We start from the raw sequence: 25,208 nt of genomic DNA on the forward strand, positions 1-25,208 counted from the left end.
TGAAAGCCCTGTTCGCTTCAACGGCGACAGGGCTTTTTTATTGATACTTTGGATTTGGACGTTGATGGTATTTCCAACACTCGGGTCAGATCATAAAAAAGAACCAGGATCACATGTATCCTGGCTGTTGGTGTTGCTTTGCTTACTGTTGGTTGTTCTCCTGAGACATGAGTGATACAGGGCGTTGCGGAGTGAAAGTGGAGATCGCATGCTTGTATACTAATTGTTGCTTGCCTTCGCTATCAATCACAATCGTGAAATTATCGAATGCTTTAATATACCCGCGCAATTGAAATCCATTCACAAGGTAAATGGTAACCGCGATGTTTTCTTTCCGCAAATGATTCAAGAACGTATCTTGAATGTTGATCGTCTGTTTCATGTACACTACCCCCTAAAAGGACTTGTATGTTATATATTCGGCAATTGTTGAAACTTTCCTGCCAATATTCGCTTGATAGTTTCCACGTTATTCCTATGTTCGGCTGGATCGGTCATGTCAAACCAATGAATTTCTTCCATGCGCCGGAACCAGGAAAGCTGGCGTTTGGCAAAATGTCGCGTTCGCTGCTGTATGTCGTTCACCGCTTTTTCTAGCGTGATTTCTCCATACAGGTAAGGGATGAGCTCCTTATACCCTAAGCCTTGCATAGAGACCAGTGACGCGTCGTAACCAGCATCCAAGAGCCCCCTCACTTCCTCAACCAGTCCCGCTTCGATCATGAGTTCGACCCGGTGGTTGATTCGTTCATACAGCTTTGCGCGGTCCATCGTGAGACCAATCATCACCAAATCATAGGGTGAATGCTTCGCCCGGAGCTGAAAGTCGGACATTTTGTACCCGCTGCTTTCATAAATCTCCAATGCGCGAATCACCCGCTTTACATCATTGGGATGCAAGCGTTCGGCTGTAATCGGATCGACATCGGCCAATCGGGCGTGTAGTGCTTCCACGCCTTCACTGTCAGCCAATCTTTGCAGTCGATCACGTAGCTCAGGGTCTTGAGAAGTGGTGGAAAACTGAAATCGATGAGTAACCGATTCTATGTACAGACCTGTCCCGCCGACGATAAACGGAAGTCTGCCACGTTGGTTGATGTCTGAAATCAACCCTGCGGCACTTTCCTGAAACATCGCAACAGAGTATTCCTCGTCTGGATTTTTAATATCAATGAGGTGATGCGGTATGCTCGCAAGCTCCTCAGGTTCTGCTTTTGCGGTGCCAATATCCATCCCACGGTATACTTGCATGGAATCTCCGGAAATAATCTCACCGTCGAACTGTTCGGCCAGCTCCAGACTAAGCTGGGTTTTGCCGACCGCTGTTGGGCCAATAATTACAACTAGCCTTTCTCTCTGTTGCAAGGTCACTCCCCTCCACCTATCTCTTTGTAGCTGTACACGACCTGCTGGCCGCGGGAGCGAAACGGCGTAAAGCCAAAGCGCTCGTACATCCTACCTTCTTTTCCTTCTTTCATTACCACACGTTTTCTCGCAACACGCTGCGCTTCCAAAACAGCCTCCTCGGAAAGAGCCTCTGGATTGGCGAGCTCACGGACTCCAGCGATCCCCGACGAGCTTTGTACAGTTATCTCGAACATAGGATCGAAATAAACGACGTCGAAGGAACGGGCGGGCAGTCCTCTCAGTACTTCTAGATGGTTGCCACATCGTACCTCAATACGACGCATGGCTTGCTCTAATTCTTCCGCATCGGATGACCAGTACCGCAACCCATCTTCTACTAAGATGGCTAGCAATCGCTCAGATTCGATGCCAACAACTTTCCCATTTGCACCAGTCGCATGAGAAAACACAATCGCATCAGCACCCAAACCCAAGGTGGCGTCCAGCACTTTATCCCCTGGATGAATTTGGCAAGCAACAAGCATAGTATCAGTATCGCCGCGCATGAGCCGCTTTATACGAAAAGCAGATGTGTTCGGATGAAAAAAGAATGGTTTTTTCCCCGGCACTTCCAGACGTGCTCCGAGAGCGGAAACCACCAACACTTCTTCTACCCCATATCGCTTACGCATTTGCCCCAATGAAAAATCGCGTCGATTCACAACTTGTAGCCCCAATGTACTAGCCAATTCAGCTGCGTGACGCAAGGTTTCTTCACCAGGCTCAAGTCCTGTCGTAACAATCACGCCTTTGTTCCCTTCCTTACGTCTTCGCCCTTTTGATCAGAACTGCTGTTCCAGAAAAACGACTCGACGGTTTTTACATAAACGGTAACGATCATATTATTGTAAGCAGGATTAATTTGCCGGTCAAATAGAATCTGAACCAAACTTTTTTCCTGTTCGCTATGACAATCATACCATTTTTTATGAAAGCGCGTCGGACTGTAGTATGATTTTCAGTCCATCAGCTTCACCCAAGTAAAAATGACCCACGAAGTTCCGTGGGCCTTGTTGCATAGGGGTATACGCCAAGTGAATGAAAAAGTTATCTCCACTCCTCAACGGCAAGGTTTGCCTGTTTGATCCAGTTCAGTCTGCGGTTATTTAACAGACCGAGATTGTAATAAACAATCGATTGAGCACCTGCGTCCACTGCTGTTTTCACCCTCGTTGCCAACTCGACTGCTGTCTGGATTTGGTTATGATGCAGGGAAAAAGCGGCTCCCAACGTCGCTTCTGGCGCTACAAGCTTGATTGCATGGAATGTATAGGCCACATCACCGACACTGTCCCCATAAGCGAGCGGCACGACACGATCGAGAGTAGCCGCTGCTTTTCGCAAAGAAACCCCTTCCCAATATGACTGATTCACAAAAAACGGTGTCGAGGACGGAAAGCCATCCAACGCAGTCCCCAGACTCTGTGCGATCTCCCTCAGGCTCCTCCATAACTGATCTACCGCTTCCAGACGAGATTGCTGATAGTGATACAATTCCGGGTACTCCAGCAGTAAAAAGGCAACTTCTCTCGCTTCGGCGGATACTTGCGAGTGAGTATCGGCATCCACCATCTGACTGACTAGCCTTGATACAAGCTGTTTAACTGCTCCGACATCGATTCGCTGCGATTCGGCACGCTCCGTACATGCCCCGCAAAAACAGAGCGAGAGTAACCATTGCAGCGATTCTCCTAACGGTAAGAGACATACTTCATGATGCTCGCCATGCTTCATCGGCAAAAAGGCAGTCGCTTCGATCAAAATCCGCTCTGGCTTGACCTGCTCTAGCGTATCGGTAAAAAGGGTCTTGGCGTAATGCTGAACCTCAGGCTGCGATGGACATAGCGCGTATGTGTATGTATCCCCCCAAATGTTTTGCACACAAAGATCTGGGTGAGCCAAACCAAGTGTAGAATTGTGAAGGCTAACCCACCAAGTATGAAACCCCATCCCTGCCTGCTCACAAGCTTCTTTCATTTTGCCAAGAATGCCTGCTTGTGCGATTGGCTCGTGTACAGTCGGGCGCAAACGGTTGTACTTCGACCATTCGGGCGTAAACGATACCCCTGAAAACGGCAGCCTGCGAAACGTTTTGCTTCGCGGGTGAAAAAATCTCCCCTGATGGTAGCTACTATTGACCACCGCTGTATTGCATCTGGCTTCTTGCAATGTTTGCATCACAGCTTCGATACCACTTTCGGCTATATCCCACGGATAGATAAACATCCCGGTTTGGCGTGATGAACTCATTTTGTTTCACCTCGTTTTTGCAAGTAATCATAAGTCAGTGTTTGCCTAAAATCAATTCCGATTTTCAAATTTTCTGAATAATACCCCAAACAATTACCCCCAAATCCCATACATCTTCCATGTTCTTAGTTGCAGGGATACGCCCTTCTTCAACATCTCATATTTATCGAATCAGTATATAGTTCATAAATATTTCATTTTTATTTAACATTTTATTATTATTTAGCATTTTATTTTTGTTAAAATCTGAAAGAGTTTTACATTACATATAAAGAAAATAGGGGTTGGCATCATGATTGCACTGGATAATAAATGGAATTCACTTAGGGTGTTCTACGGCCTAACAAAAGAAGACTTAGACCTCTTGTATTCACACAAAGAATTCTTCAGCACTCATTCAAAAGAAATCGTAGATTGTTTTTATGAAGAATTGGAAAAACATCCTAACTTGGATCAATTGATTCGTACAAATGTAACAATGGACCAATTAAAGAACATGCAGATTTGGTATATCGAAACACTTTCTTCTCCTGTTATTGATGAAGAATATGTAAACAGCCGAAAACGAATCGGAACAACCCATGCGAGAATTGGATTGTCTGCTTCTTGGTTTTTGGGTGGATACTCACTGTATTTACGTCTTTTTTCAGAAAGAATTCAATCGTTAGAAAACTCAGCTGCATTTTATCAGGCTCTTTTCAAAAGAGTTTTTTTTGATTCTGCAATTATTCTTGAACAGTATATTGGCGACACGATGCGTGAAAATGTAAGCTACCGCCACAATATGGAGCAAATGGCAGCCGAATTGACAGCTACAACCCAGGAAGCGCTTAGAATCTCTTCCGTCTTCACCGACTCCGCAACCAAACTATATGAATACAATGGTGAGATCGCTCATTCCATGAATGTGTTAAAGGAGCAGAATGAGGAGATTGAGAAACTCAGCGGCTTCGTAGCAGATGTTTCTACACAAACCAATCTTCTAGGCCTTAATGCTGCGATTGAAGCTGCTAGAGCTGGAGAGCACGGACGTGGCTTTACCGTTGTTGCTAATGAAGTACGTAAATTAGCCGATAAATCAAATGCCTCATCTAAAGACATTTATCAATCTCTACAGAACATTAACAATCAATTACTTAAAATTGATCAACAGGTCTCATTATCAACGGTTTCCGCTGAGCAATTAGATACTACTTCCGAGCAATTATTTTCTATCATCCATAAACTAGATGAAATTTCTCGTCGCCTTCAGAATAAACACTAACTACTTCTGAACGGCCAAAGGAGCTTATTTCTTTGGCCGTGTTCTATTAGTAGCTCCTTCCTTTTCCACGCTTCCAGGAACGTCATGTTATCTGGTTTAGAACGTTTCCACTCACTATATTACCTCCAACACTGTCAATTGCCGCCGCGAGATCGACCTGTCTTGATCCATAGTTCCTCTATTGTTGGTGTTCTACCCCGCCCTGCTGAAAAAACAAGGGCATTTGTTCTTGTTTTTTAGGGGTGACGAAAAAAGAAAAGCCCCACTTTTTAGTGGAGCAATGCAATCGGGTGCCAGACAGGACCGCCGTCCAAACGTAGTCCCCAATCAGGACCAGTTAATAGGTCCTCGATGGAAGAAGCTCTATTCCAGCATGAGATTTGCTTATTGACTCTTGTTTTTCCCGCTTTCTTTTACAGTAGAATACCCTTCCTGGATTTTTCCGCAGGAGGGCACAGTTCACATCACACGCTTAAACATTTTTTCTAAGTCATAACCAGTAAAATGAATCACAATCGGCCTGCCGTGCGGGCACGTATACGGACTGCTCGTCTTGCGTAGCTGGTTCAGCAAGCTTTCCATCTCTGCATGCGTGAGGAAGCGGTTCGCTTTAATCGATGCTTTGCAAGACATCATGATGGCAGCTTTTTCGCGCATCAGCACGACATTGGCTTGGGTGTTTTCTCCCGTTTCCAGTACAAACTGAATGAGCTCCTCTATGACCTCAAGCTCAGCCCCTTCTGGGAACCAATGTGGATGAGCACGAACGATAAAGGTCCGTCCACCGAACGACTCGATTTCCAAACCAAACGATTGCAAAAGCGATAGTCGCTTCTCCAGTTTGCTTGCCTCTGCAGCCGTATATTCCACCGTATGAGGAAACAGCATGATCTGACTGGAAATGTCCTCTTCTGCAAGCTTGTCCATGAAATACTCGTAAAAAATCCGCTCCTGCGCGGCATGTTGATCAATTAAATACATGCCTTCGTCATTTTGCGCGACGATGTAGGTACCATGGACCTGACCAACTGGGTACATAACGGGAACAGGCGAATCTGTTTCGTTTTCATTGGTGGCTTCCACGAGTGGCGGTGTTTGTTCGGTACCCGCTACGGCTGAGTGGTCCTCGCTGTTGATTTCATGTATCGGGTACGCAGGAGATGATGCCTGGGCAATGTCCAATTGTACCGGAATCTTCGTCTCATTAGGCCGGAAAGCTTCCCTCGTGTCTGTTTGATCCAATAGAGTCGCCTGCACGATTTCATGCGGGATAGCCTCTACTTTTGCAGCCTCCAGCTTTTCATAGTTAGCCGCAGTCTCCTTGACCGTGCCGTTCTCAAAAGATGGAGCGATAGGCGTCACTAGATCCACTTGCTTACTTGGTACCTCCTGCTTGGCCATCCATTCCTGGAGTCGGGGACTCGCGGCTAGTAACGGCGATTGCGGAGTATCAGGCTTGGTAATTTGCAGGTCAAACTGCGGTTGAACAACCTGGGTGACGACCTTAGCTTTTGGTTGAGTAACCATAGGTCTGACAATCCCCAAGCCTTGTCGCAATGTCTCTTTTACCGATTGTTCTATTGCACTGCACAATTCATCTTCTTTACTAAATCTCGCCTCTAGTTTGGCAGGATGTACGTTCACATCTACCAGTGACGGATCCATTTCGATCTGCAAAGCTACAATCGGATAACGACCGATCGGTAACAATGTATGATACCCGCGCATAATCGCATTGTTGATCGAATAGCTGCGCACGTATCGACCGTTTACCAGTGTCGAAAGGTAAGAGCGATTCGCCCTTGTCACTTCCGTCTTCGAAAGAAAACCAGACCACTTATAATCGAGAGTCTCCCCTGCAATTGGAAGCAATAGCTTCGCGACCTGCACACCGTAAATCGCCGCCATGACGTGCAGCAGCTTTGCGTCCCCAGACGTTTGCAAGAGTGTCTTGCCGTTATGAGTCAGCAGGAAGGAGATCGACGGATGCGTAAGTGCAAGCCGATTCACATAATCAGAAATATGTCCGACTTCCGTGGCGATCGACTTCATATATTTCAAGCGAGCAGGTGTGTTGAAAAACAAGCTGCGTACACATACTTCTGTCCCTTTTACAGCGGCTTTATCGGAAATTGTTCCGAGCTGCCCACCTTCAATCAAGAGATGAGTACCTACCTCACTACTGGACGTGCTGCTCGTTAGCTCCATACGCGAGACTGCCGCGATACTCGGCAGTGCCTCTCCGCGAAAGCCCAGCGTACGAATGCGGAATAAATCACGAGCGTTGCTAATTTTACTCGTGGCATGGCGCTCAAAAGCCAGCTGACAATCTTCCCGATCCATCCCCCTCCCATTGTCAACGATCCGAATCATCTCCAGACCGCCTTCCTCAACATGGATCTCGATTGTCGTTGCACGAGCATCAATTGCATTTTCGACCAGCTCTTTGACAACCGAAGCCGGTCTTTCCACTACTTCCCCTGCAGCAATCATATTGGCGAGTTGCTCATCTAAAACTTGAATGGTTCCCATGAGTGCCTCCCCTCCGGACGAACCCTATCGCTTTTTCAATTGCTGTTTCCATGCATATAGTTTCATCATGGCGTCCATTGGCGTCGTTGAATTCAAATCCAGCTCGCGCAGCTCAGCCATAATCGCTTCTTCCTCCGCTGACGCAAACTGCATCGGCTCTTCACGCACCGCAGCAACTGGTGCCGTCCATAGCGTTTCGAGCGACATTTGGACGTCACTCGCTGCATTTCCATTCCCTGTACTCCCATTTGCTTCAAGTCCAGTTAAGATGCTACGCGCCCGCTCAATGACCCAAGTCGGCATTTCCGCAAGCTCTGCCACATGAATTCCATAACTCTTATCTGCTCGTCCTTCTTCAATTTTGTGAAGGAACAAGAGCTTCCCTTCCCGTTCTTCGCATCGAGCATTGACATTCACGACACCACTCAACGTCTCAGCTAACCCGGTCAACTCGTGGTAATGCGTCGAGAAGAGTGTTTTGGCACCGATTTTTTGGCAAATGTACTCAATGACTGCTTGTGCAAGCGCCATTCCGTCGTACGTCGAAGTCCCGCGACCAATTTCATCGAGCAGGATCAAGCTCTTCGCTGTCGCTTTTTGCAGGGCGTGTCTCGTCTCCAGCATTTCCACCATAAACGTACTGTGCCCGCCTACCAAGTCGTCGGCTGCTCCAATTCGAGTAAAAATCTGATCGACAATCGACAGCTTGGCCTGTTTAGCAGGAACAAAGCAACCGATTTGTGCCATCACCGTGATCAAGGCAATCTGTCTCATGTACGTACTCTTACCCGCCATATTCGGACCCGTAATGAGCAAAACTTGACGATTGGTCTGATCCATCTCCACGTCATTAGCCACGTATTTTTCGCGCTCCAGAACGGCTTCTACCACTGGATGGCGCCCTTCTGTAATGACGTAATCGCCGCTTTCCACAAGCTCAGGGCGTACAAATCCCCGCTCGTCACTTACTGTTGCAAACGCCTGTAGAACGTCCACAGATGCAATGCGCTCCGCGAGGTTCTGTAGTCTTGGTATATGCTTCGCGACTTCACTTCTTACCGCGACGAACAGCTGGTACTCCAGCTCAATCATCTTTTCTTCTGCTTCCAGAATGAGGGCTTCACGTTCCTTCAGCTCTGGCGTGATGTACCGCTCTGCATTGGCCAAAGTTTGCTTGCGCTCATACCGACCAGCCGGAACGTTGGCAATGTTTGATTTCGATATTTCGATGTAATAGCCGAATACCTTATTGAAGCCAACTTTAAGCGAACGAATCCCTGTCGCTTCCCGTTCTCCCTGCTCCAGTTGGGCGATCCACGTCTTCCCTTCGCGGCTTGCCGTATGGAGCTTGTCCAGGTACTCATCATATCCCGTCCGAATCATTCCGCCTTCACGAACCGATATCGGGGGATCATCCACAAGGGCATGAGCCAAATAGTTGACAATATCTGTACATTCATCCATCCCATTAGCCAGTTCCATCAATACCGGGGTATTCGTTTGGATCATATACTGCTTCAGCTCTGGAACAGCTTCCAAAGACATCCGTAGCTGAATGAGATCTCGTGCGTTCGCATTCCCGTAGGAAATACGACCCGCCAGACGCTCCAAATCATAGACACGATCCAAGCAAGTCCGCAAATCCGAGCGAAGCAGCATGTCCCCCTTCAAGGCTTCCACAGCGCTCAGACGTGCCTCCAACTGATCGCGATTGAGCAATGGACGCTCAATCCATCTGCGCAAAAGACGACCACCCATTGCCGTTTGAGTCCGATCCAACAGCCACAACAGGGAGCCTTTTTTCGTTTTATCACGAATGGTTTCTGTCAATTCTAAATTGCGTCTGGAAAAGCCGTCCATTTGCAGATATTGCTTTGCATCGTACTGCTTTAACAGGCGCATATGGGCAAGGCTACGTTTTTGCGTCGTCCCTATGTAGAACAAGAGAGCATTGACCGCCGCTCGCATGGACACATCCAGCCCTTTTGCCTGCTCCGCGTATTGACTATCCACTGCAAATACGTCCAGTTGGTGCGCATCCACGACAGTAGATGGCAGTGCTGTCTTCGGCAAAGCAGCGAGGCCAAAAAAGACGAGCTCCTTAGGGCGATATTGCAAGGCTTCATCCAGGACACCCTCTGCCTGTCCCGCCAAAGAAGTAACGTACATCTCGCCTGTACTCATATCACACGCAGCAACACCCGTTCGCCCTTCTACTTGGGCCAACGCTGCCATGTAATTGTTTTCCTTATCCGTCAGCCATTTGCCTTCCATCATCGTACCTGGGGTAATGACGCGTGTCACTTCCCGGCGAACGACCCCTTTGGCTTCTTTTGGATCTTCGACTTGCTCGCAAACGGCTACTTTATGTCCTTTTTTCAGTAACTCTGCGATATAGCCGTCTGCCGCATGATGTGGAACTCCACACATTGGTATGCGCTCAGAACCACCACCATCACGTCCCGTCAGTGTAATTTCCAGCTCACGGGACGCAAGAATGGCGTCATCAAAAAACAGTTCGTAAAAATCGCCTAAGCGAAAAAATAAGAAAGTATCCGGATAATCTTTTTTGATAGCCAGATACTGTTGAATCATCGGGGTATATTGAGCCATGATTTTCTTCTCCTAGCCTACTAATTCTCGTCGCTATTATATCATGATTGAACGGTAATGTTGACCCTGCATCCGATGGTAGTATCCGTTTATGGTAGCTTCCATATCTTGCGCAGGTCTTCATCCGTTCTCCACGATTGACTCTCGATTAAAAACGAAAAGTATCGATCCAAATGAATTCGTGACAGCGTATAGCCTGGCAGCTCCTTTACTTCTTGCCAGACTTGAACTACGTACGGCAGGAGCTTTTCTTTTTCGCCTTGGTAGTATGCTTTGATTAGCGGTAGCTTGAGATGAGGCGTCGCTTGTAACTTCTCGTGATTGATTGCAACCAAATGGGCCAAATGAAGAATCCCTCGAGCGACAAGGGGATCAACGAGCCAACTCGGGAGTGTACGGTATTCGAATCCATATTCCTTCTCCCTTACATCCCCCAAAAATCCATAGCGCTCTCTGCGGCTCATACAGCCTACATCCTCAATCAGAACTAGAGGAAGAGCCAAGTACGCATCCAGCTTTCGCCGAAGAGAAAAAGTAGGTGTGAGCCCACCAAAATGAATATGCCCGCCGATTGGATAACCTTGAAACGGCATTCCTCCAGCGAGCCATTCGATAGACGCTTCCCCTATTTTTTGGTAGGCGAGTGCCAGATTATCGTAGATATGCGTAAATAATTGATCAGGGTCCTCCGATGGCGCAGGTCTCAACTCTGCAACCGGGTGCTGATGGAGACCTAATTCTTCCCGGTAGCGTGTCGTATCACATCCAACCGCCCCATTGATGCTCAGGAAGTCAGAAGCAAGTGCCATTTCTCCTGTGGGCTTGCGCAAAGCAAATTCCGGATCAGCCCCCAAACTTTGTAGCGTTTGCGGCTGTTTACGCATCCGAGCTTCCCACCAATCTCGGGCACGCTGCATATATTCGTCAGCATGGCTGGCTGGCCAATTTGGTTCCACCTCGACGACCTTAAGTCGATGGGGAGAAGCCGCCATGATCGTCACTTGACCCGCATCCGCTCCCACGGCATACAAACTGCGTGTAGCCAGCCCTTGCACCATCTGAATCTCTGTTTCAGTGGAAGGCAAGGTGACGGAATGCCACTCGGGTTCCTGCAGACGGTGCAGCAGCCAATGTGATTGCTCCTCGCTTTTGGCGATATCCAGTACATAGTCTTGGTAAAGGCATACCCTATATGTTCGCCAGCCCGGTCGCGCTTCATTTCCTGTTACAGGTATTCGCCCCTGCCGGAGCAACCAGCGACCGATTTCAGGACGATGTAAATAGGCTACGACTTCTTTCGCGTTAGCCGTCATCGGTTGTGTTGCTGGCGTTTCCTGCCCGTTAGCTCGCTGACTCGTTTTTGTGCGTAGAATCATGCCTTCCACACTCCCTCGCTGTTCTTTCGTTATCTTATGAATGCGCCCAGAAAAAAGTGTGAATGACCTGTATCCGAAAAAAAAGAAAAAAGAGGAGATAATTTCTCCTCTTTAGTCGAGCTCGTCGAGTAGCGTAGCGGAATCAAAGTCATCAAACTCGTCACTGTTATCTTCAAAGTCGTCAACCAGATGGAATTCTTTGTCATCACAACTATTGCAGACAACAACGCACACCTTTGTTTCTCCAATGACCTCTACTGCATATTCGCTTTCAACTCTGACCGTGATTGTGCCACCACCACTTAACTCCGCTTTTATGCACTTCGGTTGCTCCACGGCACGTGCAACGATTTCCAGATCGCCTCTGCAGTTCTTGTCGAAGAACGTAAGCGGTACGAGAACGGAGAAATGAACCGTTTCCCGCTTGACTTCGGTTTGCGTGTTATTAGCAAACGAAAACCACAGGTTGACGTCATACGTACCAGATACTTCAACGGCATCTCCGACTTTCTCTGCTTGGAAGTTCGTGTTTATAACCCAGCATCCGAGGATCGTCGAAGGAGTTTGCGACGGTATGATGGTGTGGGTGGTAATAGAAAATTTATGGCCTTTGCCGCAGACTGCTTTCGCGATAAGTTCCCGGCACTGTAGATCTTTGTCTATACCCGACATTTCGTTACCTCCTCCATACAACGTTTCTGTACATTTGTATGCAGGGCATTCGACTAGCGTGCAAACAACCACCTTATATTTGGGAAAGTTGTTGGGTATTGATCAGAACAGCGCCGGGAAGGCTTTCTATCAAGAATTAGGAGCAGCAGCCGTCAGATTTTTTCTTTTCAGGCCCGCCACCAGTCTTTCCAGTCAATGGGTTTCCGCCTGTATCCAAAATAATACGCTCCGATACGGTGTTCGTGATCACGTTCGTGACCATTTGCAAAAGATCGTTCACATCAACCTGCGATTGCTTGAATTCCGTAACGATTGGAATGGCATCCAGCTCTTCGTGCAATTGGTTGTACTCGTCTTCCACTTTTTTCACCAGTTCCGGCTTGTTGATGGATTCAAACATCACCATTTGCTTTTGTTTCTGCTTCAATGTATCAATCAAATCTTGCACACGTTCATTGTGCTTAATTTGCAGTTCGGCACGTTTGAAGAAATCAACTTCATTCGTACGCGCGATCATAGCGGCAAGCTCGCGAGCTTTATCGAGAATTTCCTTCTGTGTAAAAACGTTTGTTTGTTCCATAATGACCTACACCTCAACTTTGGATACGAGTTCACCGTGGAGTGTCCACGTTTTCGCATCCGTAATTTTTATGTGCACATACTGTCCGATCAAAGATTTGTCGCCGGTGAAATGGACAAGCTTGTTCGTACGCGTACGTCCCGCAAGCACTTCCGCATTCGTCCTCGATTCGCCTTCCACGAGTACCTCGACAACCTGATCCTGCAGTTTTTTGTTCTGCTCTAGAGCGATGCCAGCCAGCACTTCATTGAGTCGATACAAGCGTGCTTTTTTCACTTCCATCGGAACGTTGTCTTCCATGACAGCAGCCGGTGTCCCTTCACGTGGGGAGTAAATGAAGGTATACGCAAAATCATACTTGACCTCTTCCACCATCGAAATCGTATCTTCAAACTGCTCATCGGTCTCGCCTGGGAAGCCGACAATAATATCGGTAGAAAGCGAGACATTCGGGATCGCGTCCTTGATTTTGCGAACAAGCTCCAGATAATGCTCACGCGAGTATTTACGTGCCATTCGCTTGAGTACTTCTGTCGATCCGGATTGGACAGGCAAATGGATTTGCTCCACCAGGTTGCCGCCCTTTGCCAGCACCTCGATCAAGTGGTCATCAAAATCGCGCGGGTGACTTGTCGTGAAACGCACACGCGGGATATCAATCTTGCGGATCTCGTCCATCAGGTCTCCAAAACCGTACTTGATATCCTCAAAATCTTTCCCGTACGCATTGACGTTTTGTCCAAGAAGCATGATTTCTTTATAGCCTTGGCGAGCGAGATCACGCACTTCTGCGATGACATCTTCCGGGCGTCGACTGCGTTCTTTTCCGCGGGTATACGGCACGATACAGTACGTACAGAACTTGTCACAGCCGTACATAATGTTAACCCAGCCCTTGGTGTTTCCTTCGCGGAGCTTCGGCATATTTTCAACGATATCGCCTTCTTTGGACCAAACCTCAATCACCATTTCTTTGCTGAACATCGCATCGCGCAACAGTTCTGGCAATCGGTGAATATTGTGCGTTCCAAAAATCAAGTCGACCTGCTGGTAGCTTTTCAGGATTTTCTTGACGACTTTCTCTTCTTGGGACATACAGCCGCAAACACCGAGGATCAGATTTGGATTGTTATTCTTGAGCCGCTTCATGTGGCCAAGCTCCCCAAATACTTTATCCTCTGCATTTTCGCGTATCGCACAGGTGTTAAATAGAATGACATCCGCATCTTCGACAGAATCAGACGAGGTATAACCCATTGCCTGCAAAATACCAGAAATCGTCTCCGAATCATGCTCGTTCATTTGACAGCCATACGTACGAACGTGATAGCGCTTTCCTTTTCCGATGTTCTGCATGTCTTCTGGGATATGAAAATCGTAATGGACTAAAATCTCTTCCTTACCGCGTGTTTTCGCATCTTTCAGAGAGGGGGCCTGGAAGTATTTCGCATAGTCTTCCGTCTTCTTTGGAGACTTAACGGATTTTAAGTCCACAGTCGCCTCTTTCGTTTCCTTCATCATATATCACCTCAGCTATAATCATCTACATAAGTAACCAATAAAGAATTATATCATTTTGGGTGATACAAAAGCCAATGCATAATAACCATTATGAGGCAAAATATGTACGAAACGGCGAAAGTCTGATAGACAACGTCTTTCCAAACATACCCATGTTGGTCCTGCATGCCCTTACCATTGTACATACTCCTCCTTACCTGCCAATTTTTTTGAAACTCCTCCTTTTTTCCTATTTTCACCATAATATTTTTTTCCCCTGCAACAATACAAGCCCACTCGACGTCTGAATAGCAGTCAACAAAAACTACATTGCCATTTTGAGGAGGTTAATATGAAAAGAGCACTAGCCGTATTTTTGTCGGTGTTGATGTTCTTAACGATTATCCCGGTCGTCGGTGCCGCTTCCACCCCTTCGTTCTCAGACGTTCCACGTAGCCATTGGGCATACAAGGAAATTACGGAGATGGCGGCAAAAGGGATCATCAAAGGGTACGACAATCGAACATTTAGACCGAACAATGAGGTAACCCGCGCCGAATTTGCCAAAATTATGATCGCAGCAGCAGATGTAGATATAAACAAACGCTACGTCGAGCAAACCTTTAAAGATGTCCCGCGTCATCACTGGGCATTTTTGTATGTGGAACACGCCAAGCCTTTCTTGACTGGTTACAAATCCGGCTCTACCTACACGTATAAGCCAGATAAAGCGGCAGTACGTGAAGATATTGCTGTCGCATTGGTACGCCTGTTGGGCTACGACCAAAAGTACAAAGCCGACTTGAATCAATTGAAAAAGTTCCGTGATTACGACGATATTTCGTCCGCTCTGCGTCCGTATATTGCGATTGCGATCCAAACCGATCTGATGAAAGGATACAATGGCAATTTCCGTCCACAAGATCCGATTACTCGTGCGGAAGCTGCTTCTCTGCTCTATCGTGCTATTTTGGATCGTGGCGATGATGAAAGCAAAATTGTATTCCCTAACCCTGGTCAACCGCAGCCTCAGCCAGAACCAGAGAAAATCAATATCAGCGATTCCTTCTCTGATACCAAATTGAAAAACTGGGATACTGACAAAGCGATCGGTAACTGGGAGGTCGCTAGCAAACAAGTGACTGCTGAATCCGATGATGATGATCTGGATCATTACCTTCTGCCACTTCGCTGGAATGAATCTGACAACGTCAAGAATTATGAATTGAGCGTCGATGTGAATGTGGTTGGCAGTGAAGGTTTAGGCGGTCTGTACTTCAATGGCAAAGATGGAAAAGCCAATGTCGTCTTCATCCAAAAAGATCGCGTTGTTTTAGGAAAAGTAAATGATGTGGAAGACGACGATATCGACATCATCTCATCCAGCACCTACAAGCTGAAATCAAGCAATCACTTGAAGGTAGCTGTCACTGACAATACCGTTTCCATTTACTTGAACGATCAATACTTGTTCGGTCAACAATATGTGAAACAAGAAGGCAAAAAACTTGGTCTGTACCTGCAAGAAGAAGCGACAAAAGGCGCTCCTCGCAAAACGACTTACCTGGACAATTTCACCTTTAAAGAGACGAAATAAAGACCCATATCCCACCCGACAAGCTATCTTGGCCTGTCGGGTATTTTTTCACTCCACACGACATGCATGTTCTACCAAATGGAAAAAAGATAGCGAAAACGTAGAAATAAACGCATTTCAGATGTTATAATGATAGCTATTCTTGTCCTGTGAAGGAGCCTTCCTATGTCTTTTTCTGTTAATCAACCGTTTCGCTGGATGGACTCCGGTACCTACCAGGATAGTCCACTGGAGCCTTTAATTCGTGATGAAGCGTTGGCAGCCAGTATGCAATCTGAATCAGCAACACCTGTCATCCACCTCTGGGTGTACGATCAGGCGCTGTATCTCGGCCGCAGAGACGCCAAGCTTCCACATCTCCAGCAAGCCTTGCATCAGTTCGGTCAAGATGGCTTTGGTTGTGTTCTTCGCTCGTCTGGAGGAGCTTGTGTTCCGCTTGATGCTGGCGTACTCAATATGGCTTGTTTATTGCCTGACACTTCGATTTCCATTGACTCCTTCTTCTCGTTTGTTGCCCAGCTTCTTGATGTGGGCCTGCGCGATTACGGAAAGCTGGAATTTGGAGAAGTGACGGGTTCCTACTGTGCAGGGGAATACGATTTTTCCATTCACGGTAAAAAAATCGGAGGTATGGCACAAAGACGCACGCGACACGGCTCTATTTTGCAATTATGCATTAACGTCGACGATCGTCCACGAGGCGAATGGATGGAGCACTTTTACCGTCTCGCCGGCTTGGATGAAATGCAAAGCCATAAGCCAATTCCTTCCATCGATGCTTCTACCGTTGGCAGCATTGCGAGTTTGACTGGAAAATTGGCCACAATGGATGATGTAAAAGCACGTCTATTGGAGACAATCCGTTCTGAGTGGGCTGTATCACCTACCCCCTTTTATGTGCAAAATGAGTTAGTGACAGAGTCGAGGCATCATTTGTCGCAGCGATTACACTTATTTTCTTATACCGCAAAAGAACTGGCTGCACCTGACTGGCACTTACCCGAATAACGGGCGTTGTACTTGTTTTTGATTCTCCAGGTGCTGCCGGTAAAATTCTGGAGGAATTATGAATAGCAATCGAAAGGGGACGTTTCAGGATCTGAATGCCCTTTTTGTTTTTGGGGCTCTTACTGTCTTGATGATTCACATCCTCAGTTTTTTCCTGGCCAATGAGAAGACGTATCCGTGGAATAGTGATTTGCAAGCCGTTCTAATTATCTTATTAAAATTCGGTCGCTCTTTGTTTATATTTGCAACTGGAATGCTGCTGTTTTACTGGTATCAAAATCGACAATTGGATTGGCGTGCTTTCTGGCAAAAACGCTGGCGCGCTGTTATATTGCCTTACGTAATTTGGACGGCCATCTTCACCTATTTTAAACATCAAACCTTTGACCCAGCCGTGCTGGTAGGACCGTTTTTCGATAGTCTGTTTACGGGTAGCTCTTTCTACCACTTGTACTACATTCCAGTTTACTTGCAATTGTGCTTGTTGTTTTGCCTGATTAAACCGTGGATGGAACGGTACTTGAATTTCCGTTGGATCATCGTCCTATTTATTGGACAAGCTGGTCTGTACCTTCTCTACCACTATTTGTTCATTACGCCGTTATGGGCCATTGATTGGACTGCAAACCCATTCCTGTCCATCGTGAAGCACACGTATGTTTACGGACAGCATTATGTTTTCATGTACGTGTTTACTTTTGCACTCGGCGCTTATGCCGGGATGAATGTGGATAAATGGCGGACATGGGTGAAACGTCTTCAAACACCTTCTATCGTTGTGATGGCAAGTGCAGGCGTTTGGATGGCTTACAGCTATCTTTCCGGCTCCACAAGCTATTACGAGAGTATGAACATTTTCGAGCCGCTTTACTTGTTGTACACACTCTGTGTAATCGTCAGCTTTTATCCTGCATCCAGTTATTTCGGCAAGCTGCCTAAACTCGGTCCGTGGCTTTCCCGGTTGGCCAAACAAAATATGGCCATCTATTTGGTTCATCCGTTGATCTTGTTCTTGATGCAGAGCTACGTCATTCATCGACTAGGCTGGTCGACACCGTCAATGGTTCTCGGCATGTTCGTGATTACACCGCCACTTTGCATTTTCCTTTACGAGTTGACGACGATGTCCTTTTGGTTTAATCGAAAAAAACGGGTGGAAGCCAAGCCCATTTTCAAAAATCAAACGTATAAAGCGTAAGGGAGGAACTGGTTTCCTCTAAACTCCTAATGTAAAACACAATTTGAGCTCGCATACTAGAGCTAGGGACGATTGTTCCACACCTCGATTACTTGCCTGGCGTAACTGCCGGGCTTTTTTCGTCTTTAGCCCCCGACAAAGCCTTGGCGGCGCCAAGTTTTCTAAATGTAGCCCTACCGTTTGTACCTCTCTTACGGTATCATAGAAGGGGACCACATGCAGTTCTTACTGCTATAGACGACAGAAAGAAAAGGTGGTGGATCTGAATGAATCAAGAGATCCCTTTGTTACATATTCCGATCAAAGACCTCATAATCGCGTCCACAAAGGTCGCACATGTACAGCTAGGTAATTCGCTTGAGCACGCCCTTCTAGTCCTAATCAAGTCCGGCTATTCAGCCGTTCCTGTACTGGATCATCAGTATCGTTTGCATGGGTTAATCAGCACGAATATGATCATGAATAAGACTCTTGGTTTGGAGCGCTTCGAGACTGAGCGTATGTCCGAACATATTGTAGATGATGTGATGGATGCGAAGGTCCCTCGATTGCGTGACACCGATGAATTTTTGAAAGCATTAGAAGTGTCCATTAATCACCCTTTCGTCTGTATTGAAGACGAGGAGCACTATTTCCAAGGAATCTTGACTCGAAAATCGATTTTGGCTTTAGTATATCGTCACTTTCGCAATCTGCCCTTTCCTTTGGCTGACCAACAACAGCCGGCAGAATCGTAGGTCAAGGCATACGAAAAGACGGGGCAATAAATGCCACCGTCTTTTTCACATTCTTCTGCCTATCTTCTTTAGACCCATTGGCTTGGCACTAGGAGTAGATGTTTCCGTTTCTTTTTTTCCGTGAGCAATGCCTGCGCATATTCCAGTGGATGACGGTACGTTTGTTTAAACATCTCTTTCTCTCCTGCTTTGAAAAACGAATAGCGTTGGTCACGCACATTGACTTCAATTAAATACGGATTGCCTCTCTCGTCAATTCCCATGTCCATCCCTAAGTCTGCTAATGACGAAAAATGCCGACCGTACTGCTCCGCAATTTCCACCGCCGCTATGCCTACTCTTTCAATGACAGCTTGTTGTTGTTTCACCTCAGGAAAGATGGGTACCAAAGCTTCCGAAAACGGTACTGCTGTCCCTCCTCGAGAGAGATTACTCAGCTTGTTTTTCGTATTGGCGACCTTGGCAACCATCCCGCTCACAGTCCACTGTTTCTCTTTGTTTTTCTGCACCGAAACACGAATATCAAACGTTTTGCCTCCATAGCGGGCCAAAGGAATTCCTCGCTGGATCAAAAATCTTTTGTTACCAACCCAACGTCGCACCGTGGAGAATATCTGCGAATGAGATAAGATCTGCCGTTTTTTCGATGCAATGAAATGATAATTGCCTCCATGCCTTTCAATACGTGCTACCCCAATTCCGACTGATCCAATCGAAGGCTTGACGTACACCACCTGGTACTTATTTAAAAACTGGCGCAACTGCTCCATGGAATAAGGCACTGTATGCGGCAGATAGCTGCGAATTTGTTCATTTTTCCAGAGCATCTGGTGTACTTTCCGTTTATCCCGTACAACCAAGCCATTGAACACCGTTTTCTTTTGGCTCAATCTTCGAATCACATTCCGCGCTTTTGCATCCCCTGTCAAAACGCGATTGTGGATGACTCGCGGGACTGAAACCAATTGTGAGACGAGTCGGTTTCCGTTCCAAAAATATCCTTTGACTCTTTCATCTCCTGGCCTCACATGCCGCGGATGAAAAAAAACTGGCTCCAACCCAAGCTCTTTACCGATTTCGACATAATAAGGCAGACGCTCATATGACTTGATGCCTTGAATTCCTTTCACCATAAGGGCCCAATCCAACATTATTCCGATTCTGTCCACGCAGATCCCCCTTGCCACATTGCTCTACATAGGGTATGTGCCAGAAAGGCCAAGAGCGTGCCTATTTTTGTACACCTCTTTCGCAACCTGACAAAATCATTGCTTTCTCATAAGAATGATGTCGGATGCTGCGCTTGCCCGGGAAAGGATCGCGTTTCGTTTTTTTATTGTCCCCTGCGCTCGATGGCCAGTAAAAATGGGGCTTGGTTTTGCTGATTGATATATTGGTATTTTAAAACCAAATAATCCAATTGACTTAGCTCGTGGCAAAATGCTTCCACTGCCTCTTTTTCCGTCTCTCCCGCCGGATGCCCCCAATAAATCATGACTGTCATGATTCCACCTGGTCTGAGCACCCTCAATCCTGATTGAATCGCCTGAATGGTACTGCTCGCTTGAGTTGTAATTTCCTTGTCTCCACCCGGCAAATAGCCCAAATTAAACATGATGGCCGCGGCACGAATCTCCAGCTTGTCAATTTCCTCATGACTGGCGAGCTTCATTTCTACCCTGTTCGCCAGACCTTCTCTCTCGAGTCTCTCGCGCGTTTTCTCGATCGCCTGTGGCTGGATATCGAAGGCGATTACCTTCCCCTCTTCTTGCACCAATTGCGCAAGAAATAAGGTGTCATTTCCATTTCCCATTGTAGCGTCTACAACCGTTTCCCCTACTTGTACCCGTTCACGGATTAATTTGCGTGCGACTTCTAATACATTTGGAAACACAGTCAGCTCTCCTCTCTATGTACACAAACAACGTTATAAATCGATTTGCAGACCAATGCGTGCCGCATAAACTGGACCTGCGACAAAGGCATTGGCCTCCGCAATTACTTGGGACTCCTCATAGCCGTAAAACAGATGTGTGACTAATAAAGAACGGCAGGATAGGGATTGCGCCAATTCCGCCGCTTGGCGAACAGAAAGGTGTCCATTTGGCTTCGCTGGTACATTGTAATCCAGATAGGTCCCCTCGCAAATAAACAAATCTGCTTGACTTGCAAAGCCCTCCCAGGCAGTAGCTGGTCCACTGTCCGCTCCGTATACGAGGACACGTCCGTTGGCTTCCAAACGCATGGCGTAGCAAGGATCTCCGTCTCCATGATCTGTCCGTAAAAAAGTGATTGCAACGTCCCCAATGGTAACAGACGTTTCTTCGGTGATTGGGGTCAATGTGGTCGCCTTTCGATACACTAATGTCTCGGCATTGGCCACAGGCAGCGCAGGAGCGTAGATCGGAAGCGGCTTGTCAGCAGGTCTTTGTCCAAATAACTGATGAACCATCAAACCGTACTGCATCACTCCTACATCCGCAACATGATCATGATGATAGTGAGATAGGAGCATAGCATCCAGCTCAAAAATAGGTAAATGCTTGCCTAACTGCGCAAGAACACCGCTGCCGCAGTCGAGAAGAATTTTAACACGGTCTGTCTCAATCAAGTAACCCGGAGTAGCACCCCCTGGGCCAGGATAAGGAGATTGATAGCCTAACACAGTAACGCGCATATTCGGTTCACTCCCTCTCATAGGATGGAATAAGGTGGGACAGGAGGTCTGAGATGCAAGGAACATGGAGAGCCGCATGGCAGATCGCTTTTACGTATATTGGGACAGTCGTAGGAGCTGGTTTTGCCTCAGGCAAAGAAATTGTAGAGTTCTTTGTTCAATATGGAACACAAGGCTTAGTTGGCATCATTCTGGCAACGGTGCTGTTTATTTGGGCAGGTATCCGCGTCATGCTGATTGCCTATCGGATTCAGGCCGATTCCTATCAAGAAGTCAGCACCTATTTATTTGGGCATCCGTTTGGCACTGTATTTAATACCTTGCTTCTAACCGTATTGCTAGGCACTACCTCCGTCATGCTGGCTGCTACCGGTGCGATTTTTTGGGAGTCATTTCGATTATCTCCCCAAATCGGTATTTGGTTTAGCATGATCTTGATTTTTTTCGTGACGAAAAAAGGGCTATTTGCCATCCATCACGTGAACAGTATTTTTGTTCCGATGCTCATTGGTTTTACTGTACTTGTCTTTTTTTATACGAAGCCATGGTTAGATACGAGTGTCGTCGTTGAATCGTTACGGCCGTGGGCGTGGCTTAGCTCTCCCTTTTATTATGTTGCCTTAAATGTCACACTTACACAAGCAGTTTTGATTCCTATGGGCAGACAGAGTCCCAGCGAGAAACCTCTTCTCCTAGGGGGAATCATAGGAGGGCTGGGAATAGGCCTTTTGCTCTTGCTCGCTTACGCTTCCCTATCTGTAAAAATGCCGGGAATCCATCACGCGGAAATGCCCATGATCGCTGTGCTGCAAGGCTTGGGACCAACGATTCCCTTTTTGTTCTCCCTATTGGTATATGCCGAAATTTTCTCCACTCTTGTGGCAAACGTATTTGGTCTAGCCCAACAGATTAGACAAGTTATCCCCCTTCGAGGTCCGACAATTTTACTCGGGATTTTGCTGATTTGCTATTTGATCAGTTTTATCGGGTTTAGCTCACTTCTCCGTTACCTGTATCCACTCTTTGGTCAACTGGTCGTCTTTTTCCTTGTCATGCTCGTGTACAGGCAGTGGCGCGATCGCGTGTAATAAAAAAACCTCTCCCGTTAAGGAGAGGTTTTTCACTCTATCAAACTTAAGCAAATTCTTTAACCAATTTTTCGAAGTCTTCTTCAGACAAACGAATGTCTTGGTTAACCAAACCTTCTTCTTTGAAGCCATTTACGAGAGCTTCATAAGGTTTTTGCTCAGTGTTTTGGTAGATCAGACCTGTAATCAGGCCTTTGTATTGCATGGAAGTAGACATTGCTTTAATACGGTCATGTGCATCGTATCCTTCGATCGTGTCTACTGGTACGATGTTCTCTTTGAACCAGTCGTACGTATTAACCTTGTTGTACGTTACACAAGGGCTGAATACGTTGATCAAGGAGAAGCCTTCGTGTTGGATACCTTTTTCGATCAGTTCAGTCAAGCCCTTCAGATCGCTGGAGAAGGATTGAGCAACAAAAGTCGCACCTACAGACAGCGCCAGTTCAACTGGGGAAATGGAGGACTCGATGGAACCTGCCGGTGTAGACTTGGTCACGAAACCAGTCGCGGAACGCGGAGAGGTTTGACCTTTTGTCAGACCGTAGATTTGATTATCCATTACGATGTACGTAACGTTCATGTTACGACGGATAGCGTGTACAGTATGACCCATACCGATCGCGAAACCATCTCCGTCACCACCAGCTGCGATAACTGTCAGCTCGCGGTTTGCCATTTTCACCCCTTGTGCGATTGGCAGGGAACGTCCATGAATACCGTGGAAACCATAGCAGTTGATGTAGCCGGAAATACGACCAGAGCAACCGATACCGGAAACAACCGCCAGATTTTCAGGTTCCAGGCCTACGTTTGCTGCGGCGCGTTGAATAGCCGCTTGGATGGAGAAGTCACCACAGCCTGGGCACCAGTTTGGCTTAACGTTATTTCGAAACTCTTTCATAGTCGCCATGTTTTACCAGCTCCTTCACTTCAGCATAGATTTCCTTCGGCAGGAATGGGTTACCGTCATATTTAAGCACGGATTCGATTTTTTCAGCGTTTCCAACGTGTTGTTTGAGCAAGCTTGTTACTTGCGCTTGAGCGTTGTGCTCAACAACAACAACTTTCTTCGCTTTATCTACGAGTGCTTTGATTTCTTCAGTTGGGAACGGATGCAGCAAACGGATTTGTGCATGGTTTACTTTGATTCCCTCTTGTTCCAGACGGCCTTTTGCTTCTTGAATCGTACCAATTGTAGAGTTGATACCCACAACCAGAACATCCGCATCAGCGTGAGGAGCATCTGCTGTTACAGCGCCTTTGAAGTTTTTCAGGACGCCTTCCATTTTGCGCATACGTTTATCCATTTGTTGAATACGGTTTGCAGCATTCTCAGATGGACGACCAGTTTGATCATGCTCAACACCAGTTACGTGGTGCAGACCGTATTTTTGACCAGGAATAACACGAGGAGAAACGCCGTCTTCTGTAACTTCATAACGTTTGAACAGGTCGTTTTGCTCTTTTTCTGGCAATTCTTGTCCAGCAAGCAGTTTTCCGCGACGGATTTCTACTTTGTTGTAGTCAAATGGAACAACGGTTTGTTTACCCAAGGACAGCGTCAAGTCTGTCATCAGGATTACAGGCAGTTGGTATTCTTCCGCAATGTTAAACGCTTCAACTGCATCGTAGAAGCACTCTTCTACTGTGCTTGGCGCGATAACTACTTTTGGAATATCACCATGTGTACCATAGATCATAGCATTCACATCGGATTGCTCGATTTTGGTAGGCATACCGGTAGATGGGCCACCACGCTGCGTGTTCACGATTACAACTGGTTGTTCCGTGATACCCGCCAGACCAATTGCTTCCATCATCAGGGACAGACCAGGACCTGCAGAAGCAGTCAAGGAACGAGCACCCGCGAAGTTAGCACCGATTGCCATCGTAATAGCAGCAATCTCGTCTTCTGTTTGGATAACCGTACCGCCCAATTTAGGCAGCTTTTTGATCAAGTATTCCATTACTTCGGAAGCAGGTGTGATCGGGTAAGCTGGCATGAAACGGCAGCCTGCAGCTACAGCACCCAGAGCGATCGCATCGTTACCGATGAGGAACAGTTGTTTTTGTGGATCAGCCTTTTCCATTTGGAACTCAGGCAGTTGACCACCAGTCAATTCATTTACAAAATCAAAACCGCGGCGAATGGCATCCATGTTCTTTTCAACCACTTTTTCGCCCTTGCGGAGGAACATATCTTCAACGATGGGACGGAAGCTTTCCACTGCAATGCCGAGGATGGCACTGGAAGCACCGATCGACACCATGTTTTTCATCAGGGAAGTTCCCAGCTCATCAGCGATTTCAGTCAGTGGTACAGTGAAGAAGCGAACTGGCTTCAAGCCGTCCGGCAACTTTGGATTAAATTTCGCATCCGCGATAATGATACCGCCTTCACGGAGCTCATGCGCATTGAAATCGATCGTTTCTTGGTCAAACGCTACGAGAATGTCCAGATCGTCAGAGATCGCACGCATAGGCGTTGTGCTCACGCGAATTTTATTGTTCGTGTGTCCACCCTTAATACGGGAAGAGAAGTGACGGTAGCTATACAGATGGTACCCCATCCGGTTCATCGCCATCGAGAAAATCTCACCAGTACTCTCGATGCCCTCCCCTTGCTGTCCTCCAACTTTCCAGGAAAGTTGACTAATCATTCAGATTCCACCCTTTCAGTGACTGTGAGAAAAGCTGCTATCACAC

21 protein-coding genes are annotated in these 25,208 nt (G+C 46.9%); 6 read left to right on the forward strand and 15 right to left on the reverse strand.

Annotation, left to right across the window (positions count from 1 at the left end):
* Positions 1 to 142: 142 nt before the first annotated feature.
* From hfq to ODZ53_RS00020, 4 genes are all read right to left on the reverse strand, one after another.
* On the reverse strand, positions 143 to 382 hold the full coding sequence (hfq, locus tag ODZ53_RS00005; protein ID WP_007719110.1) for an RNA chaperone Hfq: 240 nt from the start codon (positions 380 to 382) through the stop codon (positions 143 to 145).
* Between the two features lie 29 nt (positions 383 to 411).
* Positions 412 to 1,371 (reverse strand): tRNA (adenosine(37)-N6)-dimethylallyltransferase MiaA, encoded by a 960-nt coding sequence (gene miaA, locus ODZ53_RS00010; protein ID WP_372675514.1) that lies wholly within the window; start codon positions 1,369 to 1,371, stop codon positions 412 to 414.
* Positions 1,368 to 2,153 (reverse strand): class I SAM-dependent methyltransferase, encoded by a 786-nt coding sequence (locus ODZ53_RS00015; protein ID WP_173605046.1) that lies wholly within the window; start codon positions 2,151 to 2,153, stop codon positions 1,368 to 1,370. Before ODZ53_RS00015 ends, miaA begins: the two co-directional genes overlap by 4 nt.
* Before the next feature lie 301 nt (positions 2,154 to 2,454).
* Positions 2,455 to 3,657, reverse strand: a complete 1,203-nt coding sequence (locus tag ODZ53_RS00020; protein ID WP_372675515.1) for an alpha-amylase family protein — start codon at positions 3,655 to 3,657, stop codon at positions 2,455 to 2,457.
* Positions 3,658 to 3,949: 292 nt separating this feature from the next.
* Here ODZ53_RS00020 and ODZ53_RS00025 point away from each other — a divergent pair, with 292 nt between their 5' ends.
* Entirely contained in the window at positions 3,950 to 4,921 is a 972-nt protein-coding gene (locus tag ODZ53_RS00025; RefSeq protein ID WP_372675516.1) for a protoglobin domain-containing protein, read from the forward strand.
* Positions 4,922 to 5,380: 459 nt separating this feature from the next.
* On the opposite strand, the gene mutL is transcribed toward ODZ53_RS00025, so the two are convergent.
* The 6 genes from mutL to miaB all read right to left on the reverse strand — a co-directional run bounded on the left by mutL (position 5,381) and on the right by miaB (position 14,212).
* Positions 5,381 to 7,453 carry a DNA mismatch repair endonuclease MutL gene (gene mutL / locus ODZ53_RS00030; protein WP_372675517.1) on the reverse strand — a complete coding sequence of 691 codons (2,073 nt, stop codon included), beginning with the start codon at positions 7,451 to 7,453 and terminating at the stop codon, positions 5,381 to 5,383.
* Positions 7,454 to 7,477: 24 nt separating this feature from the next.
* Complete coding sequence (mutS, locus tag ODZ53_RS00035; protein WP_372675518.1) at positions 7,478 to 10,066, reverse strand: DNA mismatch repair protein MutS; 2,589 nt, start codon at positions 10,064 to 10,066, stop codon at positions 7,478 to 7,480.
* An 89-nt stretch (positions 10,067 to 10,155) separates the two neighbouring features.
* Positions 10,156 to 11,442 carry a putative amidoligase domain-containing protein gene (locus ODZ53_RS00040; protein WP_372675519.1) on the reverse strand — a complete coding sequence of 429 codons (1,287 nt, stop codon included), beginning with the start codon at positions 11,440 to 11,442 and terminating at the stop codon, positions 10,156 to 10,158.
* 111 nt (positions 11,443 to 11,553) lie between these two features.
* Positions 11,554 to 12,114 carry an outer spore coat protein CotE gene (gene cotE, locus ODZ53_RS00045; protein ID WP_015891662.1) on the reverse strand — a complete coding sequence of 187 codons (561 nt, stop codon included), beginning with the start codon at positions 12,112 to 12,114 and terminating at the stop codon, positions 11,554 to 11,556.
* 136 nt (positions 12,115 to 12,250) lie between these two features.
* Positions 12,251 to 12,694, reverse strand: a complete 444-nt coding sequence (locus ODZ53_RS00050; RefSeq protein ID WP_015891663.1) for a YlbF/YmcA family competence regulator — start codon at positions 12,692 to 12,694, stop codon at positions 12,251 to 12,253.
* A 6-nt stretch (positions 12,695 to 12,700) separates the two neighbouring features.
* Positions 12,701 to 14,212, reverse strand: a complete 1,512-nt coding sequence (miaB, locus tag ODZ53_RS00055) for a tRNA (N6-isopentenyl adenosine(37)-C2)-methylthiotransferase MiaB (protein ID WP_372675966.1) — start codon at positions 14,210 to 14,212, stop codon at positions 12,701 to 12,703.
* Positions 14,213 to 14,546: 334 nt separating this feature from the next.
* Here miaB and ODZ53_RS00060 point away from each other — a divergent pair, with 334 nt between their 5' ends.
* From ODZ53_RS00060 to cbpB, 4 genes are all read left to right on the forward strand, one after another.
* Positions 14,547 to 15,791 (forward strand): S-layer homology domain-containing protein, encoded by a 1,245-nt coding sequence (locus ODZ53_RS00060; protein WP_372675520.1) that lies wholly within the window; start codon positions 14,547 to 14,549, stop codon positions 15,789 to 15,791.
* 165 nt (positions 15,792 to 15,956) lie between these two features.
* The gene (locus ODZ53_RS00065; protein ID WP_064202676.1) at positions 15,957 to 16,799 is read left to right on the forward strand and encodes a lipoate--protein ligase family protein; all 843 of its coding nucleotides are present in this window, start codon (positions 15,957 to 15,959) and stop codon (positions 16,797 to 16,799) included.
* A 58-nt stretch (positions 16,800 to 16,857) separates the two neighbouring features.
* The gene (locus ODZ53_RS00070; protein WP_372675521.1) at positions 16,858 to 17,997 is read left to right on the forward strand and encodes an acyltransferase; all 1,140 of its coding nucleotides are present in this window, start codon (positions 16,858 to 16,860) and stop codon (positions 17,995 to 17,997) included.
* Between the two features lie 266 nt (positions 17,998 to 18,263).
* Positions 18,264 to 18,734, forward strand: coding sequence for a cyclic-di-AMP-binding protein CbpB (cbpB, locus tag ODZ53_RS00075; RefSeq protein WP_015891668.1), 471 nt, complete (start codon positions 18,264 to 18,266; stop codon positions 18,732 to 18,734).
* 68 nt (positions 18,735 to 18,802) lie between these two features.
* Here cbpB and ODZ53_RS00080 read toward each other — a convergent pair whose 3' ends face one another.
* The 3 genes from ODZ53_RS00080 to ODZ53_RS00090 form a co-directional block, all read right to left on the reverse strand.
* Positions 18,803 to 19,903 (reverse strand): YheC/YheD family endospore coat-associated protein, encoded by a 1,101-nt coding sequence (locus tag ODZ53_RS00080; RefSeq protein WP_199928476.1) that lies wholly within the window; start codon positions 19,901 to 19,903, stop codon positions 18,803 to 18,805.
* Positions 19,904 to 20,067: 164 nt separating this feature from the next.
* The gene (gene mnmM / locus ODZ53_RS00085; protein ID WP_087346693.1) at positions 20,068 to 20,628 is read right to left on the reverse strand and encodes a tRNA 5-(aminomethyl)-2-thiouridylate-methyltransferase MnmM; all 561 of its coding nucleotides are present in this window, start codon (positions 20,626 to 20,628) and stop codon (positions 20,068 to 20,070) included.
* Between the two features lie 33 nt (positions 20,629 to 20,661).
* On the reverse strand, positions 20,662 to 21,411 hold the full coding sequence (locus tag ODZ53_RS00090; RefSeq protein ID WP_372675522.1) for an MBL fold metallo-hydrolase: 750 nt from the start codon (positions 21,409 to 21,411) through the stop codon (positions 20,662 to 20,664).
* 53 nt (positions 21,412 to 21,464) lie between these two features.
* Here ODZ53_RS00090 and ODZ53_RS00095 point away from each other — a divergent pair, with 53 nt between their 5' ends.
* Entirely contained in the window at positions 21,465 to 22,499 is a 1,035-nt protein-coding gene (locus ODZ53_RS00095) for a YkvI family membrane protein (RefSeq protein WP_372675523.1), read from the forward strand.
* Between the two features lie 46 nt (positions 22,500 to 22,545).
* Here the strand turns inward: ODZ53_RS00095 and ODZ53_RS00100 are convergent, their stop codons facing one another.
* Entirely contained in the window at positions 22,546 to 23,412 is an 867-nt protein-coding gene (locus tag ODZ53_RS00100; RefSeq protein ID WP_087346699.1) for a 2-oxoacid:ferredoxin oxidoreductase subunit beta, read from the reverse strand.
* A complete protein-coding gene (locus ODZ53_RS00105; RefSeq protein ID WP_015891674.1) occupies positions 23,384 to 25,162 on the reverse strand; it encodes a 2-oxoacid:acceptor oxidoreductase subunit alpha in 1,779 nt (592 codons plus the stop codon). The genes ODZ53_RS00100 and ODZ53_RS00105 overlap by 29 nt, the downstream gene beginning before the upstream one ends.
* Positions 25,163 to 25,208 lie beyond the last annotated feature (46 nt).

Origin of the sequence: Brevibacillus sp. BD137 (assembly GCF_041644655.1) — a bacterium.
GTDB lineage: Bacteria > Bacillota > Bacilli > Brevibacillales > Brevibacillaceae > Brevibacillus > Brevibacillus brevis_D.